The organism is Arthrobacter sp. B1805, assembly GCF_002929745.1.
Taxonomy (GTDB): Bacteria; Actinomycetota; Actinomycetes; order Actinomycetales; family Micrococcaceae; genus Arthrobacter_D.
The window spans coordinates 46477-62704 of sequence record NZ_PJIQ01000016.1 but is presented as its reverse complement, the minus strand read 5'-3'; the positions used below and the strand labels follow the sequence as shown (position 1 = coordinate 62704).

The 16228-nt window shown below is 68.6% G+C and carries 16 protein-coding genes; 14 read left to right on the top strand and 2 right to left on the bottom strand.

Features of this window, described 5'->3' with window-relative positions; translation table 11 throughout:
• The first annotated feature begins 52 nt into the window (after nucleotides 1–52).
• Nucleotides 53–721, top strand: a complete 669-nt coding sequence (gene rpe, locus CXQ96_RS15375; RefSeq protein ID WP_104118884.1) for a ribulose-phosphate 3-epimerase — start codon at nucleotides 53–55, stop codon at nucleotides 719–721.
• A 22-nt stretch (nucleotides 722–743) separates the two neighbouring features.
• On the opposite strand, the gene CXQ96_RS15370 is transcribed toward rpe, so the two are convergent.
• A complete protein-coding gene (locus CXQ96_RS15370; protein WP_104118883.1) occupies nucleotides 744–1418 on the bottom strand; it encodes an acVLRF1 family peptidyl-tRNA hydrolase in 675 nt (224 codons plus the stop codon).
• Between the two features lie 94 nt (nucleotides 1419–1512).
• Here CXQ96_RS15370 and CXQ96_RS15365 point away from each other — a divergent pair, with 94 nt between their 5' ends.
• The 13 genes from CXQ96_RS15365 to nusB all read left to right on the top strand — a co-directional run bounded on the left by CXQ96_RS15365 (nucleotide 1513) and on the right by nusB (nucleotide 14578).
• Nucleotides 1513–3033 (top strand): replication-associated recombination protein A, encoded by a 1521-nt coding sequence (locus CXQ96_RS15365; protein ID WP_104118906.1) that lies wholly within the window; start codon nucleotides 1513–1515, stop codon nucleotides 3031–3033.
• A gap of 395 nt (nucleotides 3034–3428) precedes the next feature.
• Nucleotides 3429–4055 carry a 30S ribosomal protein S4 gene (gene rpsD / locus CXQ96_RS15360; RefSeq protein WP_104118882.1) on the top strand — a complete coding sequence of 209 codons (627 nt, stop codon included), beginning with the start codon at nucleotides 3429–3431 and terminating at the stop codon, nucleotides 4053–4055.
• A 158-nt stretch (nucleotides 4056–4213) separates the two neighbouring features.
• Complete coding sequence (locus CXQ96_RS15355; RefSeq protein WP_104118881.1) at nucleotides 4214–4588, top strand: DUF948 domain-containing protein; 375 nt, start codon at nucleotides 4214–4216, stop codon at nucleotides 4586–4588.
• A gap of 21 nt (nucleotides 4589–4609) precedes the next feature.
• Complete coding sequence (locus tag CXQ96_RS15350; protein ID WP_258059151.1) at nucleotides 4610–4885, top strand: hypothetical protein; 276 nt, start codon at nucleotides 4610–4612, stop codon at nucleotides 4883–4885.
• Nucleotides 4886–5126: 241 nt separating this feature from the next.
• On the top strand, nucleotides 5127–7805 hold the full coding sequence (gene alaS / locus CXQ96_RS15340; protein WP_104118879.1) for an alanine--tRNA ligase: 2679 nt from the start codon (nucleotides 5127–5129) through the stop codon (nucleotides 7803–7805).
• An 8-nt stretch (nucleotides 7806–7813) separates the two neighbouring features.
• The gene (gene ruvX, locus CXQ96_RS15335; RefSeq protein ID WP_104118878.1) at nucleotides 7814–8428 is read left to right on the top strand and encodes a Holliday junction resolvase RuvX; all 615 of its coding nucleotides are present in this window, start codon (nucleotides 7814–7816) and stop codon (nucleotides 8426–8428) included.
• The gene (gene mltG, locus CXQ96_RS15330; RefSeq protein ID WP_104118877.1) at nucleotides 8425–9657 is read left to right on the top strand and encodes an endolytic transglycosylase MltG; all 1233 of its coding nucleotides are present in this window, start codon (nucleotides 8425–8427) and stop codon (nucleotides 9655–9657) included. Before ruvX ends, mltG begins: the two co-directional genes overlap by 4 nt.
• Nucleotides 9658–10539 carry a shikimate dehydrogenase gene (locus CXQ96_RS15325; RefSeq protein ID WP_258059150.1) on the top strand — a complete coding sequence of 294 codons (882 nt, stop codon included), beginning with the start codon at nucleotides 9658–9660 and terminating at the stop codon, nucleotides 10537–10539. It abuts the gene before it with no gap.
• 32 nt (nucleotides 10540–10571) lie between these two features.
• Nucleotides 10572–11780, top strand: a complete 1209-nt coding sequence (aroC, locus tag CXQ96_RS15320) for a chorismate synthase (protein WP_104118876.1) — start codon at nucleotides 10572–10574, stop codon at nucleotides 11778–11780.
• Entirely contained in the window at nucleotides 11780–12364 is a 585-nt protein-coding gene (locus CXQ96_RS15315; protein ID WP_104118875.1) for a shikimate kinase, read from the top strand. Before aroC ends, CXQ96_RS15315 begins: the two co-directional genes overlap by 1 nt.
• On the top strand, nucleotides 12357–13460 hold the full coding sequence (aroB, locus tag CXQ96_RS15310) for a 3-dehydroquinate synthase (protein ID WP_104118874.1): 1104 nt from the start codon (nucleotides 12357–12359) through the stop codon (nucleotides 13458–13460). Before CXQ96_RS15315 ends, aroB begins: the two co-directional genes overlap by 8 nt.
• A gap of 147 nt (nucleotides 13461–13607) precedes the next feature.
• A complete protein-coding gene (efp, locus tag CXQ96_RS15305) occupies nucleotides 13608–14171 on the top strand; it encodes an elongation factor P (RefSeq protein WP_104118873.1) in 564 nt (187 codons plus the stop codon).
• Nucleotides 14168–14578: a transcription antitermination factor NusB gene (gene nusB / locus CXQ96_RS15300; RefSeq protein ID WP_104118872.1), complete on the top strand. Its 411-nt coding sequence runs from the start codon at nucleotides 14168–14170 to the stop codon at nucleotides 14576–14578. Before efp ends, nusB begins: the two co-directional genes overlap by 4 nt.
• A gap of 294 nt (nucleotides 14579–14872) precedes the next feature.
• Here the strand turns inward: nusB and CXQ96_RS15295 are convergent, their stop codons facing one another.
• Nucleotides 14873–16171, bottom strand: coding sequence for a PrsW family intramembrane metalloprotease (locus CXQ96_RS15295; RefSeq protein ID WP_104118871.1), 1299 nt, complete (start codon nucleotides 16169–16171; stop codon nucleotides 14873–14875).
• Nucleotides 16172–16228 lie beyond the last annotated feature (57 nt).

Here is a 16228-nt window from a genome sequence, read left to right as displayed (position 1 = left end):
AGGCGAGGTTGACCCACCCCCGGAACGAGCACAGCCTGGAAAGGAAACGGCCATGACACACCTGTGCATCAACCCCAGCATCCTCTCGGCGGATTTCGTGAATCTAGAGGCGGAACTGCAGCGCATCGCGTCGGCCGACGCCGTGCACGTGGATGTGATGGACAACCACTTCGTGCCGAACCTGACCCTCGGGCTTCCGGTCGTCAGGCGCATCCAGCAGGTCAGTCCGATCCCGCTCGACGTGCACCTGATGATCGAGGACGCCGATCGCTGGGCGCCCCAGTACGCAGAGGCCGGTGCCGCGTCGGTGACGTTCCACGCGGAGGCGTCGTCGGCTCCGGTGAAGCTCGCCCGGGAGTTGCGCGACGCCGGCTCGAAGGCCGCGATGGCGCTGCGGCCGGCGACGCCCGTGGAGCCCTACCTCGATCTGCTCGGCGAGCTCGACATGCTGCTGGTGATGACCGTCGAGCCCGGATTCGGCGGTCAGGCGTTCCTCGACCTGACCCTGCCGAAAATCCGCCGGGCCGCTGACGCTGTCCGTGATGCGAACCTGCCCCTGGTGATCCAGGTCGACGGTGGCATCACCGAGGAGACCATCCTGCGCGCGGCGGACGCGGGCGCGACGGTCTTCGTGGCGGGGTCGTCCGTGTACGGCGCGGACGACGCCGCTGCCGCCATCGCGGCCCTCCGCACCGCCGGGACCCGCGGCGCCGGAGCCTGAGGTTCCGGCGCTCCTGTCGCCCTCAGTCCTCTGGTGCGTCGGTGACCGTGATCCGCACGGACAGAGCGGTGCGCGCTGCCTCCTTCAGGACGGCGAATCGCGGGTCGGGAACCGTCAGGAAAGGAACCTGCGGGAGCGCCGCGTAGGGCGCGAGGATCCGCTCGCCGAGCGCGGCCGACGCCAGCGCCCTGTCGCCCCCGAGCTGCAGGCAGGACGGCCTGTCGACGTCGTAGAGCGCGGCGGCCCTCGCCGCTGTCTCCTCGACCAGGGCATCGGCCTGGTTGGCGCGTCGACGCGCGAAGCGCTGCTGCGACCAGCCTCCGGCGGCGGTTTTCCCCTGGACGTAGCGTGTGCCGGTCTTCGAGGACAGGATCTGCCCTGCTCGTGCGACGCCGACGGAATAGCCGCCGCGTCGGATCAGCAGGAGCCCGACGGCGGCAGTGACGTCGATCGCCGACGTGAGCCCCGCGACGAGGTCCGCTGCAGCGGCTTCCGCTCCGCTCGTCGCGGGCGGCCTGGGCTGAGGCAAGGGGGGAGCCAGGAGCGCTCGGCAGCCATTCTCGGCCACCACGGTCAGGGAGCCATCGGTCCGGTTTGCCGCCGGGTGCACGGTGTAGGAGCCGTTGCGGTCGGCGAACCGCGCCAGCCACCCGTCGAGGCGCTGTGCTTCGACGAGAACGGACCTTGTCGAGGGCATGGGAGTCCTTCTCGTGCATCTGGGGGCATCGGCGCTGGAAGCGGGCGGCCCGGAAGGGCCGGAGGCGTCAGTGGCCCACAGTAACGTTGACGGTGTGAATGATCTATTCAGCGTCGGGGCGGACGAGGACGCGCCGGATGACCTGCCGGACGGCGGCGTCCGGGCGCCTGGGTCCGTCCGCCCGCGCAGTCCGCTGGCTGTGCGTATGCGGCCGCGCAGCCTGGACGAGGTGGTCGGGCAGCAGCACCTCCTCGGCCGGGGATCGCCCCTGCGGACGCTCGCCGGCGAGCACGATCCGGGTGCGCACGCCGCGCCGTCGTCCGTGATCCTCTGGGGTCCTCCCGGAACCGGCAAGACGACCCTCGCGCACGTGATCGCCCGTGGGCAGGGCCGCAAGTTCGTCGAGCTGTCGGCCATCACCGCGGGCGTCAAGGACGTGCGGCGGGTCATGGACGACGCCCTGACCTCTCGCGATCTGTACCGCCAGACCACGGTGCTGTTCCTCGACGAGATCCACCGCTTCAACAAGGCACAGCAGGATGCCCTGCTGCCCGGCGTGGAGAACGGCTGGGTGGTGCTCATCGCGGCCACCACCGAGAACCCCTCGTTCTCGGTGGTGTCGCCGCTTCTCTCCCGGTCACTCCTGCAGACACTCCGGCCACTGGACGAGGCGGACATCAGGGGCCTCCTGCAGCGCGCTGTCGACGACGAACGCGGGTTGGCGGGCACGGTGGCTGTGTCCGAGGAGGCGCTGGAACACCTCGTCCGACTTGCGGCGGGCGATGCGCGGCGGGGACTGACGGCGCTGGAAGCGGCTGCCGGCGTCGCGCGGTCGGCAGAGGATTCCCAGGCCGTGCGGCATGATCCCGCGGACGGTGGCAGTGGCGACGAGGACCACGATGAGAACGGCTACGACGATGAGGATGGCGATGGCGCAGTGGGGGGCGGCCGGAACGAGGAACGTCCGGGTAGGCCGCCCGTCGTCGTCACCCTCGAGCACGCCGAGAAGGCGGTGGATGTCGCCGCGTTGCGGTACGACCGCGCGGGTGACCAGCACTACGACGTCGCGAGTGCCTTCATCAAGTCGCTCCGCGGCTCGGACGTCGATGCCGCGCTGCACTACGTCGCGCGGATGCTTGAGGCGGGCGAGGATCCGCGTTTCATCGCGCGGCGGCTGATGATCTCCGCTTCCGAGGACGTCGGCATGGCAGATCCGACCGCACTCCAGACCGCCGTCGCCGCGGCGCAGGCGGTGCAGCTCGTGGGCATGCCGGAGGCGCGCATCATCCTCGCGGAAGCAGTCGTCCATATCGCGACGGCGCCGAAGTCGAATGCGGCCTACAACGGCATCAACGCCGCGATCGCGGACGTGCGGGCGGGCCGGGGACAGGGGATCCCGGCCCATCTGAGGGATGCCCACTATCCCGGTGCGTCCCAGCTCGGGCACGGCAAGGGATATGTCTACTCGCACGACGAGCCGCATGGGATCGCGGTACAGCAGTACGCACCGGACGACCTCGTGGGGCGGAACTACTACGAGCCGACGGATCGCGGAGTGGAACGGGACATCGCGTCCCGCCTGTCCCGCCTGCGCCGCATCATCCGGGGCAGGTAGAGGACGCACGGCGCCGCAGCGGGACGTACCGGCAGCACGGCGCGGCACCGGAAGCATCGGCAAGGGCCCTGACGCCGGGAGCACCGGCAGCCCGGTTGCCACCGAGGGTACGTGGCGGTCGGTAGTGGGATCCACCCCGCGATTCGGTTGTCGGTCCGGCCGACTGCTAGCATTGGACGCTGACTGGCAAGTCGTCGTGTACCAGCTTGCCTCCCCACCCATCCCGGCATGTCTGCCGTGCTGTGCGGGGTGGTGGCCAGGGTCGGGGCGAACTGTAGTACCGGGAAGCGGCCAATCCCGGCTCTCCGCAAGAGGAGGCCAGCGACACCAGGAAGTGCGGACGCCCCCGTGGCGCAGGTCCGTTTCTTCGCCGCAAAAATCATCGAAAGGTAGACGTGGCTAACAACACACGTGCCCGCCGGAAGGTTCGCATCTCGCGTGCCCTCGGCATCGCTCTGACCCCCAAGGCAGAGAAGTACCTCGAACGTCGGCCGTACGCGCCGGGCCAGCACGGCCGCGCGCGTCGCAAGCAGGACAGCGACTACGCCGTACGCCTGCGTGAAAAGCAGCGCCTGCGCGCCCAGTACGGGATCCGCGAAGCACAGATGACCCGTGTCTTCGAAGAGGCCCGACGCACCTCGGGCCTGACCGGTGAGAACCTGATCGAACTGCTCGAGATGCGCCTCGACGCACTCGTGCTGCGTGCCGGCTTCGCCCGTACGATCGCCCAGGCCCGCCAGCTCGTCGTGCACCGCCACATCATGGTGGACGGCTCCCGCGTGGACCGCCCGTCGTTCCGCGTGGCCGAAGGCCAGCTCATCCACGTCCACAGCCGCAGCGAGACCATGGTCCCGCTGCAGGTTGCTGCCGCAGGTGCGCACCGCGACGTCCTCCCCGCCGTTCCCGGCTACCTGGACGTGCAGCTCGACAAGCTCCAGGCGCGCCTCGTGCGTCGCCCGAAGCGCGCTGAGGTCCCCGTGACCTGCGAAGAGCAGCTCGTCGTCGAGTACTACGCACGCTAGTCACCCTGACCGCCGGGAAATTCCGGCGGCCCGAGCGACAAGCGTGGAGGAAGAGCCCGCGGCACCCGCCGCGGGCTCTTCGTTCTGTAAGGTACAAAGAGCAAGAATCCCCGTGCCGCTTTCCGAGGCGGCACATCCCTGCGTAAAGGAGACCGCCCATGTCAGGTGGAGATATTGCGGGCCTGATAGCTGCTGGCGTGTTCGCCGTCCTGGTGTTGCTGCTGGCCGTACCGATCTGGAAGCTCGGCCGCGTGTTCGACGAGCTGCGGAAGGCGATCCGCACCGTCACCGACGAGACGACCCCCCTGATCGAGGAGGTCACGAGTACCGTGACCACCACGCACCAGCAGCTGAAGACGGTCGACGGCATCACCTCGAACGTCTCCGATGCCTCGGCCAACATCTCCGCGCTGTCCTCGCTGGTGGCCGCCACGATCGGATCTCCGCTCATCAAGGTGTCGGCCTTCTCCTACGGAGTCCGCTCGGCCCTTGCGGGCCGGAGGTCACCAGCACGCCGACGCCGCAGCCGCTAGCCCCTAGAACCGGAGATAACGATGATCAGAAGAGCCTTCTGGCTGGCCGCCGGCATCACGATCGGCGTCGTCGCCGTGCGCAAGGTGTCGCAGGCGAAATCGAACCTCGGACCCGAGGGCCTGAATCGCGCCGTCGGGCAGATCAGTGACAGCATCAGCGACTTCGCCGACGCACTGCGGTCTGCCATGGCCGAACGCGAGGGCGACCTCCGCGCCGCACTCGGGGTCGAGGCTCCGACGACGGGCGCTGAGGCTGTCGTCGAGGCGGTTCCCGCCACCCGACGCGCACGCCGCTAGTCGTTCCCACGGCGCGCACCGCCGTCGTACCTGCCGGCGACGGATGAGCGTGTCCGTGTCCTACGGCAGGCCACGTCGCATCCAGCCGACCTGCCGGACGTGACGACCGGTGCTGACGGCGGTGCCCTGTTCCGCACGCACCACCCCGTCGACGCCTGGTGCCGAGTCCCACCCGAGGATCCGGTGCGGATCCTTCCCGGATCCGGCTCCCGCGTCCCGACCTCCCACGAAGGATTGCCCCATGAAGTCCCATGAGATCGCCAGCCGGTGGCTGAGCTACTTCGAGAAGAACGGGCACACCGTCGTGCCTTCGGCGTCGCTGATATCGTCCGATCCCTCGCTCCTGTTCACGGTGGCGGGCATGGTTCCCTTCATCCCTTACCTCACGGCACGGGAAGTCGCACCCTACAGCCGGGCCACGAGCGTGCAGAAGTGCATTCGGACGGGTGACATCGAGGAAGTGGGCAAGACCGCACGCCATGGCACGTTCTTCCAGATGTGCGGCAACTTCTCGTTCGGCGACTATTTCAAGGCCGACGCGATCCGCCTCGCCTGGACGCTCCTGACGAGCGATGTCGCCGACGGCGGCTTCGGGTTGCCGGCCGAGAAGCTGTGGATCACCGTCTACCACGAGGACGAGGAAGCGCTCCAGATCTGGCGCGACAGCATCGGTGTCCCTGCCGATCGCATCCAGAAGATGGGCAAGAAGGACAACTACTGGTCGACCGGACAGCCGGGACCGGCCGGTCCCTGCTCGGAGATCTTCTACGACCGCGGGCCCGAGTACGGCGTCGACGGCGGGCCCGAGGCGGACGACAGCCGCTACGTGGAGATCTGGAACCTCGTCTTCATGCAGTACCAGCGCGGTGAGGGTACGGGCAAGGACGACTTCGAGATCCTCGGCGAACTGCCCAAGAAGAACATCGACACGGGCCTCGGCCTCGAGCGCCTCGCCATGATCCTGCAGGGCGTCGAGAACATGTACGAGACGGACCAGGTCCGCCCGGTGCTCGACAGGGCCGCCGCGCTGAGCGGCAGGACCTACACGAGCGCGGAGTCCCCCGAGGACCCGCACCACACGGACGACGTCCGCATGCGCGTCGTCGCGGACCACATCCGTTCCTCGCTCATGCTGATCGCCGACGGCGTGACCCCGTCGAACGAGGGCCGTGGCTACGTGCTGCGACGCCTCATCCGTCGTGCCGTACGCGCCATGCGGCTCCTCGGCGTCGAGAAGGCCTGCCTCCCCGACCTCCTGCCCGCATCGCGGGACGCCATGAAGGGCGTGTACCCGGAGGTCGAGACGGACTTCGAACGCATCAGCCGCATCGCGTACGCCGAGGAGAAGGCGTTCCTTCGCACGATCGCCTCGGGTACCGCCCGGCTCGAGGAAGCGGTCCGCGAGTCCCTCGCCGAGCAGCGCCCGTTGTCCGGCCAGGATGCCTTCACGCTGCACGACACCTACGGATTCCCCATCGACCTGACCCTCGAGATGGCGGAGGAGGCCGGTCTCGCAGTGGACGCCGACGGCTTCCGTTCCCTCATGCTCGAGCAGCGCCAGCGTGCGCAGGCCGATGCCCGCGGCAAGAAGGCCGGCCACGCCGACCTGTCCGTGTTCAACGAGCTGCTCGGACGCGGCCAGACCGTGTTCACCGGGTACGACGAGCTCACCTCGGAGGCGACGATCCTCGCCGTCCTCGACAAGGGGCAGTCGATCACCAGCGCCCTTCAGGGCGACGAGATCGAACTGGTCCTGGACCAGACGCCGTTCTACGCCGAAGCCGGCGGCCAGGCTGCCGACGTCGGCCTGATCACCGGGGACGGATTCGTCGTCGAGGTCCTGGACGTCCAGCGTCCGGTCAAGGGTCTCAGCGTGCACCGCGCCGTCGTCCGCGAGGGCGAGGTGGGTCAGGGCGTGACGGTCACCGCCGCCGTCGACCGCCAGCGCCGCCACGCAGGGGAGCAGGCACACTCGGGGACGCACATCATCCACGCGGCACTGCACGAGATCCTCGGTCCGGAGGCGCTCCAGCGCGGATCGTTCAATAAGGCAGGCTACCTGCGCTTCGATTTCTCGTGGGGCGGGGGCATCAGCGCCGCGGCGCGCTCGGAGATCGAGGAAGTCTCCAACATCGCGATCCGCAACAACTACGAGGTCGAGACGAAGATCATGTCCCTCGCCGACGCGAAGGCCCTCGGTGCGACAGCGCTCTTCGGCGAGGCGTACGGGGACACGGTCCGTGTGGTCGAGATGAACGCGGACTTCTCCCGCGAGCTGTGCGGCGGCACGCACGTCGCGTCGACCTCGCTCATCGGCAGCCTGACGCTCCTCGGCGAGCAGTCGGTCGGCTCCGGCAACAGGCGCGTGGAGGCCCTCGTGGGCCTCGACGCCTTCCGGCACCTCGCGGCCGAGCGCGCCCTCGTGTCCGAGCTCTCGGACATGCTGAAAGTGCCCTCGGCGCAGTTGCCCGAGCGCCTCTCCGCGACGCTCAACAAGCTCAAGGCGGCAGAGAAGGAGCTCGACCGGCTGCGCAAGGAACAGCTCGCCGTGGCCGCTGGGTCCCTCGTGGACACGGCGGTGGATGTCGACGGCGTCCGTCTCATCGCCCACGACGCCGGGGAGATCGACGGTGCGGACGACCTGCGGACGCTGGTACTGGATCTGCGGGGACGCCTCGGGTCGGAGGCGGCCGTCGTCGCAGCGGCCGGTGTCTCGCAGAACCGCCCGCTCGTGCTGGTGGCCACCAATGAGGCCGCCCGGGCCGCCGGAGTGAAGGCCGGGGCGCTCGTGCGCACCGCAGCGAAGATCCTCGGCGGCGGCGGCGGGGGCAAGGACGACGTCGCGCAGGGCGGCGGTTCGGATGCCACGCGCATCCCCGAAGCCCTGTCCGCCATCCGCACCGCGGTAGCGGAACGCTGACGACTGCCATGTCGGGCGATGACACGGCGACGCCCGGCACGCCGGGCGGTACACCGTACCCCCTCGGACCGAAGCTCGGTGTCGACGTCGGACAGGTAAGGGTGGGGCTTGCCGGCAGCGACCGGGACGGCCTGCTTGCCACGCCGATCCGGACGCTCAAGCGTGACGCGAAGAAGAACAGCGATATCAGGATCCTGATCCGGGAAGCGGTCGAGCGCGGCGCGGTGCAGATCATCGTGGGGCTGCCCAAGCAGCTCAGCGGGAGGGAAGGAGCCTCGGCAGAGATGGCGAGAAGCTATGCCGGACTGATCGCCGGGGAACTTCATCGCCAGGGCCTGACGTTGTCCCTACGGCTTGTCGACGAGCGGCTGAGTACGGTGTCGGCTCACCGTTCCCTGCATTCCGCTGGTCTGAGTAGCCGGGACCATCGTAAGGTAGTGGATCAGGTGGCTGCCGTTGAAATACTCCAGCACGCCATCGACATGCAACGTTCACGTGGACGGGACGTGGGGGATCCGGTTCCTGTGCGCGAGGCAGAGGGTGATCAAGGCCCGCTGCTGACCCCTACAGAGGAGCCAGTTATCAAGGACAGTTCGTCGAGCAGAAGGGGAGCGGAGTCGTGAGCAACCGCGTCCGTCATTCCGCAGACCCCCATGACTCCGAAGAGCAGCGTGCCGTCGACGCTCACTACGAGGATGAGGGCTATGACCATCCCGAGCCCGTCGAGGAGTTCTTCGTGGCGCAGGACGTTCCTCGTCGCCGCCGGCGTCGGCAGCCGTCGAAGGCCAAGCGACGAAGGCGTCTCCGCCGTACCGTCGTCATGCTGGTCGTCCTCCTCCTGTTCGCCGGAACGGTGTTCGGCGTGGCGCTCATGCTGCGCGACCTCCTGGGCCTGAACGACGTCACCGACTACGCGGGGCCGGGAGGGGACGAGACCGTTTTCACGGTGCCGGAGGGCGCAGGTCCCCTCGCCATCGGCAGCGGGCTCGAGGACGCGGACATCGTCGCGGACTCCGGTACGTTCGTCACGGCGCTGGCCGCCATCTCCGAGGGCCGTGAGGTCCAGCCGGGCGAGTACGAGATGCGCCTCCAGATGTCCGCCGCACAGGCGGCCGAGTCCCTCCTGGGAGAGGATCCCTCGCTGGTTTCCTACGCCGCCGTCGCCCGCGACCTCCGGCAGGGTGAGGTCTTCGACATCCTCAGCAGATCGACCGGCATACCTCGGGCCGAGTTCGATGCGCTGGCCGCAGCGCCGACGCAGTTCGGCCTCCCGCCGCAGGCTCTCTCGCTCGAGGGCTACCTGCACCCGGGGGAGTACCGGTTCGATGTAGAGGCGACCGCCACGGACATCATCTCCGAGATGGTGAAGGCAACGACCGACCGGCTGCTGGAGGACGGTGTCACCGATCCGAACCGACAGTACGAGATCCTGACGATCGCGAGCATCGTGCAGGCCGAAGCAGGCGAGGGAGATTACGCCTCGGTCGCCGGCGCGATCAACAACAGGCTCACACCGGGGAACACCGAGACCAACGGTCTCCTGCAGTCGGACGCCACCGTGGCCTATGGGCTCGGCAAGCGGACGTATCAGCTGAGCGAGGCGGAAAAGGCGGATACCTCGAATCCGTACAACACCTTCGCCAATCCCGGCCTGCCCAAGGGTCCCATCGGTTCCCCCAGCGACGAGGCGATCGACGCGACGGTCAATCCGGCGGACGTGCCGTTCTACTTCTGGGTGACCGTCAACCTCGACACCGCCGAGACCAAGTTCTCCGAGACCTACGCGGAGCACCTGCGCTACGTGGCCGAGTACGACGCATGGTGCGCGGACAATCCCGGACGGTGCGAGTAGGTGCCCTCGCCGGATCCCACGGCGGCCCGGGTGTTCCGGGCCGCCGTGATCGGCTCACCGATCGGCCATTCGAAATCGCCGTTGCTGCACGCGGCCGCATACCGGCTGCTGGACGTCGACTGCTCCTACAGCGCGATCGAGGTCGACGAGGAGTCCCTGGACGCCTTCGTCCGTGATGTCCGGTCGTCACCGCACTGGCGGGGCCTGTCGGTGACCATGCCCCTGAAGTCGGCCATGGCGCGTCTCGTCGACCACTCCGATCACCTTTCGCAGGTGCTCGGCGTCGTCAATACCGTGGTCGTGGAGGACGACGGCGGCGGCTGCGTCCTCACCGGTCACAACACCGACGTCGTCGGCGTCGCCAACGCGCTGATCGGCGCCGGGGTGGACACAGCGGAACGCGCGGTGGTGCTCGGTGGTGGTGGAACTGCCGCTGCAGCCATCGCGGGGCTCGCCCGCCTCGGAGCGTCCTCCGCACGCGTTGTGGTTCGTCGTCCCGAAGCATCTGCAGGCCTCGGCCGGATCGGTGCGGAGCTGGGCCTGGACGTCGACCTGGTCGAATGGCGCAGCGCCGGTGCGGCGGTGCAGTCCGCCGACGTGGTGATCTCGACGCTGCCGCCGCGCGCGGCGGACCCTCTGGCCGGCGAGCTCGTCGACTCAGGGTTCCGGACGCAGGGAACGCTCCTCGACGTCGCGTACGATCCGTGGCCGAGCGCCATCGCCGCGGCGTTCAGCAGTGCGGGAGGAACCATCGTGCCGGGGCTCGACATGCTGCTCCACCAGGCGGTGGAACAGGTCCGACTGTTCTTCCCGGATACGCCCCAGGACCGTGCCGGCGTGTTAAACGTGATGTGTGACGCAGTGGGTGTGCCCCGGCGCTGAAGCCTGCGGTGCCGCATGGCAGTATGGAAACCATGTTGCGTTGGTTGACGGCAGGAGAATCCCACGGTCCGGCCGTGGTCGGGATCATCGAGGGCATGCCCGCCGGAGTGGGTGTCACGAGTGCCGACATCCAGGAAGGGCTGGCGCGCCGTCGGCTCGGCTACGGACGCGGAGCCCGCATGAAGTTCGAGCAGGACCAGGTGCGCATCATCGGCGGCGTCCGCCACGGGCTCACCCAGGGCGGCCCCGTGGCCATCGAGGTCGCCAATACCGAGTGGCCCAAGTGGGACAAGATCATGTCCGCCGATCCGCTGGGGGCGGACGACGCCGCGGAACTCGCAGCCTCGGCACGCAACGCACCACTCACGCGTCCGCGTCCCGGCCACGCGGACTTCACCGGGATGCAGAAGTACGGTTTCGGTGAGGCTCGACCTGTCCTGGAACGCGCGAGTGCCCGGGAGACGGCCACCCGCGTGGCCCTCGGAACGGTCGCAGCGAAGTTCCTCGAAGGCCTCGGGATCCGCCTCGTCAGTCACACGGTGTCCATCGCCTCCGTGTCCGTTCCGGAGGACGCGCCGTTGCCGCGACCGAGCGACGTCATAGCGCTCGACACCGACCCCCTGCGCTGCTTCCACCGGGACACGTCGGATGCGATGGTGGCCGAGGTCGACGCCGCCCACAAGGAAGGCGAGACCCTCGGCGGCGTCGTCGAGGTCATCGCCTACGGACTGCCGCCGGGACTCGGCAGCTACGTGCACTGGGACCGCCGGCTCGATTCCCGGCTCGCCGCGGCCCTCATGGGGATCCAGGCCATCAAGGGCGTGGAGGTCGGTGACGGCTTCGCGACGGCGGCTCGCCGCGGCACCGCAGCGCACGACGAGATCCTGCGGAACGACGACGGCAAGATCGTGCGCGCCAGCAACCGGGCCGGCGGAATCGAGGGCGGCATGAGCATCGGCGACGCCCTGCGCGTCCGAGCGGCCATGAAACCCATCGCAACTGTTCCCCGCGCGCTGCGCACCGTGGACGTGAGCACGGGCGCAGCAGCACGCGCACACCACCAGCGGTCCGACGTCTGCGCGGTTCCGGCAGCGGGCGTGGTTGCGGAAGCCATGACCGCCCTGGTGCTGGCCGAAGCCGTCACCGAGAAGTTCGGTGGGGACTCCCTCGCGGAGACCGCCCGAAACATGAGGAGCTACCTCGAGAGCATCCCGGAGTTCCTGGACTCCGTCGGAACCTGATGGATCGGAACGGTCCCGTGGTCCTTGTCGGTCCGATGGCGGTCGGGAAGTCCGCGGTCGGCCGGACGCTCGCGCACCGCACGGGCACCCGCCTCATCGACTCCGACCGCGTGATCGTCGAGCGGCACGGTGCCATCAGCACGATCTTCGCCCAGCAGGGTGAGGAGGCCTTTCGGAAGCTCGAGGCAGAGGTGATCCGTGAGGCGCTGGCGGAGGACGACGTCGTCGTCTCGCTCGGTGGCGGGGCCGTGCTGCACCCGGGTACCCGGAAACTGCTCGAACGAGCAACCGTGGTGTTCCTCGACATCGATATCGACACCATTCGGCCGCGCATCAGCGGCGACACCGGTCGGCCCCTGCTCGACGGAGGAGCCGAGGAGCGCTGGCAGGAGCTGTACGACGAGCGACGCCCGCTGTACGCCGCGCTGGCATCCATCGTCGTCGACACCCGCGGTCTCTCCGTACGCGAGGCGTGCGAAGCCGTCCTCCTCGCCCTCGCCGGCGACGGCAGGCACTCCAGGAGCACCGCGGACGCTCCACCGACCGACCTGAACGACGAAAGCGGGACGAACCACCATGACTGACGAAGCGACTGACGAAGCGACCATCATCCCGGTCACCGGGACCACCACCGAGAACACCTACGACGTCGTCGTCGGGCAGGGCCTCCTCGGCAGGCTCCCGGCCATCCTCGGGGAGCGCGTGCGCCGCGTCCTGGTCATCCACCCGCGGGCGCTGAGGGCCACTGGTGACACCGTGCGCGACGAGCTGGCGGACGCCGGGTTCACCGCCGTCACCGCCGAGATCCCGGACGCGGAGGAGGGCAAGCACATCCAGGTGGCCGCCTTCTGCTGGCAGGTCCTCGGCCAGAACGACTTCACGCGGTCGGATGCCGTCGTCACCGTCGGAGGCGGGGCCGTGACGGACCTCGGAGGATTCGTCGCAGCAACGTGGCTCCGTGGGGTACGGGTCGTCCACCTGCCCACGAGCCTGCTCGGCATGGTCGACGCCGCGGTGGGTGGAAAAACTGGCATCAACACCGCCGAGGGCAAGAACCTGGTCGGGGCCTTCCATCCACCGGCGGCCGTCCTCGCCGACCTCGACGCACTCGGCACGCTGCCGAAGAACGAATTGGTGACCGGACTCGCCGAGGTCGTGAAATGCGGTTTCATCGCCGACCCGGCGATCCTCGACCTCATCGAGCAGGACACAGCGGCAGCCACCGATGCGTCGTCGTCCGTGCTGCGGGACCTCGTGGAGCGCGCCGTCCGGGTGAAGGCGGACGTCGTCTCGGAGGACCTGCGTGAGTCCGGCCGCCGCGAGTACCTCAACTACGGCCACACGCTCGCGCACGCCATCGAGCTCGCGGAGCGGTACTCCTGGCGCCATGGCGCGGCTGTCTCGGTCGGTCTGGTGTTCGCAGCCGAGCTCTCCCGCATGGTCGGGCGCCTCAGCGACGGTGAGGCCGACCGCCACAGGAACATCCTCGAGTCACTCGGCCTTCCCGTGACCTATCGGCGTGATCGCTGGGCAGCGCTGCTCGACGGCATGCGCCGCGACAAGAAGTCGAGGGGCGATCTCCTGCGTTTCGTCGTGCTCGACGGGATAGGCCGGCCGGGCATGCTCGAGGTCCCGGACACCTCGCTCCTGTTCGCCGCCTACCAGGAGATCGCCTCCTGAGCTGCCGTCGATGATCCTGCTGAGTCGTGATCAGCCACGGCATCCGTACCGCGCAGGGTAGACTGGTTGACGGACTTTAGTGCGCCTCCGCGCGCCCGCTGTGCCCCGGCCGGCCAATCCATCCGCGAAACCGACGAAAGTGAATCTGTGGCGACCACGAACGACATCAAGAACGGCACTGTGCTGAAGCTCGAAGGCAACCTCTGGAACGTCCTCGAATTTCAGCACGTCAAGCCTGGCAAGGGTGGAGCATTCGTCCGCACCAAGCTTCGCAACATCCTCTCGGGCAAGGTGGTCGACAAGACCTTCAACGCGGGCCTGAAGATCGAGACGGCCACGGTCGACCGTCGCGACTACCAGTACCTGTACAAGGACGGCGAGGACTTCGTCTTCATGGACACCACTGACTACGACCAGCTCACGGTGCCCGGCAAGACGGTCGGCAACGCCGCCAACTTCATGCTCGAGAGCCAGATGGCGACCATCGCGATGCACGAGGGTTCGCCCCTCTACGTCGAGCTCCCCGCTTCGGTGACGCTGGAGATCACCTACACCGAACCCGGCCTGCAGGGCGACCGCTCCACGGGCGGCACGAAGCCCGCCACGGTGGAGACCGGGCACGAGATCCAGGTTCCCCTGTTCCTCGGCACCGGCACGAAGGTCAAGGTCGATACCCGGACGGGCGAATACCTGGGACGCGTCAACGAGTGAGCGCACGCAGCAAGGCCCGCCGTCGGGCCCTGGACATCCTCTTCGAGTCGGAGCAGCGTGACGTGCCTGCCCTCGAGGTCATCCGAGCGCGCCGGGAGAAGACCGACATGGTCATCGCCGACTACACGGTGGACATCGTGGAGGGCGTACTGTCGCACCAACAGCAGATCGACGAGTTCCTGAGCACGTACTCGCAGGGCTGGACGCTCGACCGCATGCCCGCCGTCGACCTGATGATCCTGCGCATCGGCGGTTGGGAACTCCTGTACAACGACGACGTTCCCGACGGAGTCGCGGTCAGCGAAGCAGTGGAACTGGCGAAGATGCTCTCCACGGACGAGTCGCCGAAGTTCGTCAACGGACTCCTGGGCAGGCTCCAGCAGCTCAAGCCGACGCTGCTCGCCTAGGGCTTCTCTCCTCCGGGAACCAGCACTCGTACAGGAGCGCCACCCGCCAGAACCTCACAGGCTCCCGTGGTCCGTCGACAGGACGGACTCCGGGAGCCTCTTGCGTTCTCGGGCGGTGTTGGAGTTCCTGTTTCCGCCCCGCGCTAAGTCCATGGCGTCGGAAGGCGCGACGAGCCCGCGTTGGAACGGGCGACGGTCCTGCGCCGGAACGCGCGACGAGCCCGCGTCGGAACGCGCGACTGTCCTGCGCCGGAACGTGCGACGGGCCCCAGTGGGACCGGCTCGCCCCGGTCCTCAGCGCGCGGACGAGGCCAGCTGGAAGATCCGTGCCCGTCGCTGCGTCGCTTCCTCCAGCAGCGTCCGCTCCTCCGCGGCATAGTCGGCGTCGCGCCGCCCGCCCAGCATGCGCTGCCTCGTGTAGGCGATGCGCGCGCCCGTGCGAATGAAGGCGTGCATGTCCTGCTTGGCGCCGACGGACTGCGCCCAGGCGAGCGCCTGTGAGCGGCCCGGACGGGTGGCCAGCATGCGGACCTCCTCCGGCGTGAACCACCCTGCGTGGGCGTAGTCGCCCAGCCGCGCCTCGGTGAGCCGGCGCTCCGAGCGGCGAAGGAGGACGACGGCGATCACGGCGGCGATGAAGAGCGGCACCTGGACCACGAGGTAGAAGAGGAAGAAGTTGTGGAACAGCACGAGCGTTCCGCCGTTCCACAGCATGTGCCCGGCGATCGCGGGGACGAGTCCGAGGACGAAGGCCACGAGGATGCGGGCATTCCCGCCCCCGCGGCTCAGCGCGTAGCCCAGTACGAACCCGAGGAGCGACGTGAACATGACGTGGGCGAACGGGGAGAACAGGCCCCGGAGGATGAAGACGCTGACGAGGGCGCCGGCGTTGCCGGATTCGACGACGGCCGATCCGAAGTACAGGATGTTCTCGGTGAAGGCGAACCCTGCCGCCACCGTCCCGGCGTAGACGATGCCGTCGACGGGACCGTCGAAGTGGCTCCGTCGCGTGTAGACGAGGATCAGCACGCCGAGACCCTTGGCGAACTCCTCGACCAGCGGCGCCTGGAGCACCGGTCCGATCACGTCGGGCGACGTCGTGGTCAGGGCGCTGCCGAGCAGTTCCACCACGTAGGTCCCGAGCAGCAGGGTGACGACGACCGAGGCCCCCGCACCCCAGAGGAACGCGAAGAGCAGGGCGCCGCGGGGCTCCGGGTCCCACCGGTCGATCCAGCGCAGGCCGAGCAGGCAGATGCCGAGGGGTACGAGGGCGAGGATTCCGCAGAGCAGGAAGGCGGACGGCCCCAGTGACAGGGAGAGCAGCAGGAGGACGCCCGCGACGACCAGCGCCGCGACGATGACCAGTATGACGTTGAGCACGCCCCGGCGCCGCGGAGGCGGCTGGTTCCAGACGGGCTGGAACGGATGACCGCTGGTGCGGGCGGGCGTCGGGTGGTGCTCCCGTGCTGTCGTGTGTCCCCACCAGCCCTGGTGCTGCTGCGGCTGGAAGTCGTTCGCCGGATGGTGTCCGAAGCCCTGTGCACTGTTCCACTGGGAGCCGCCCGGCCCCGCTCCCTGGTTGTTCATAGCCATGGTGCAACCCTAGGGGCAAGCGGCGCTGTGATAGTTTTGACGCTGCAACCAGCCTTT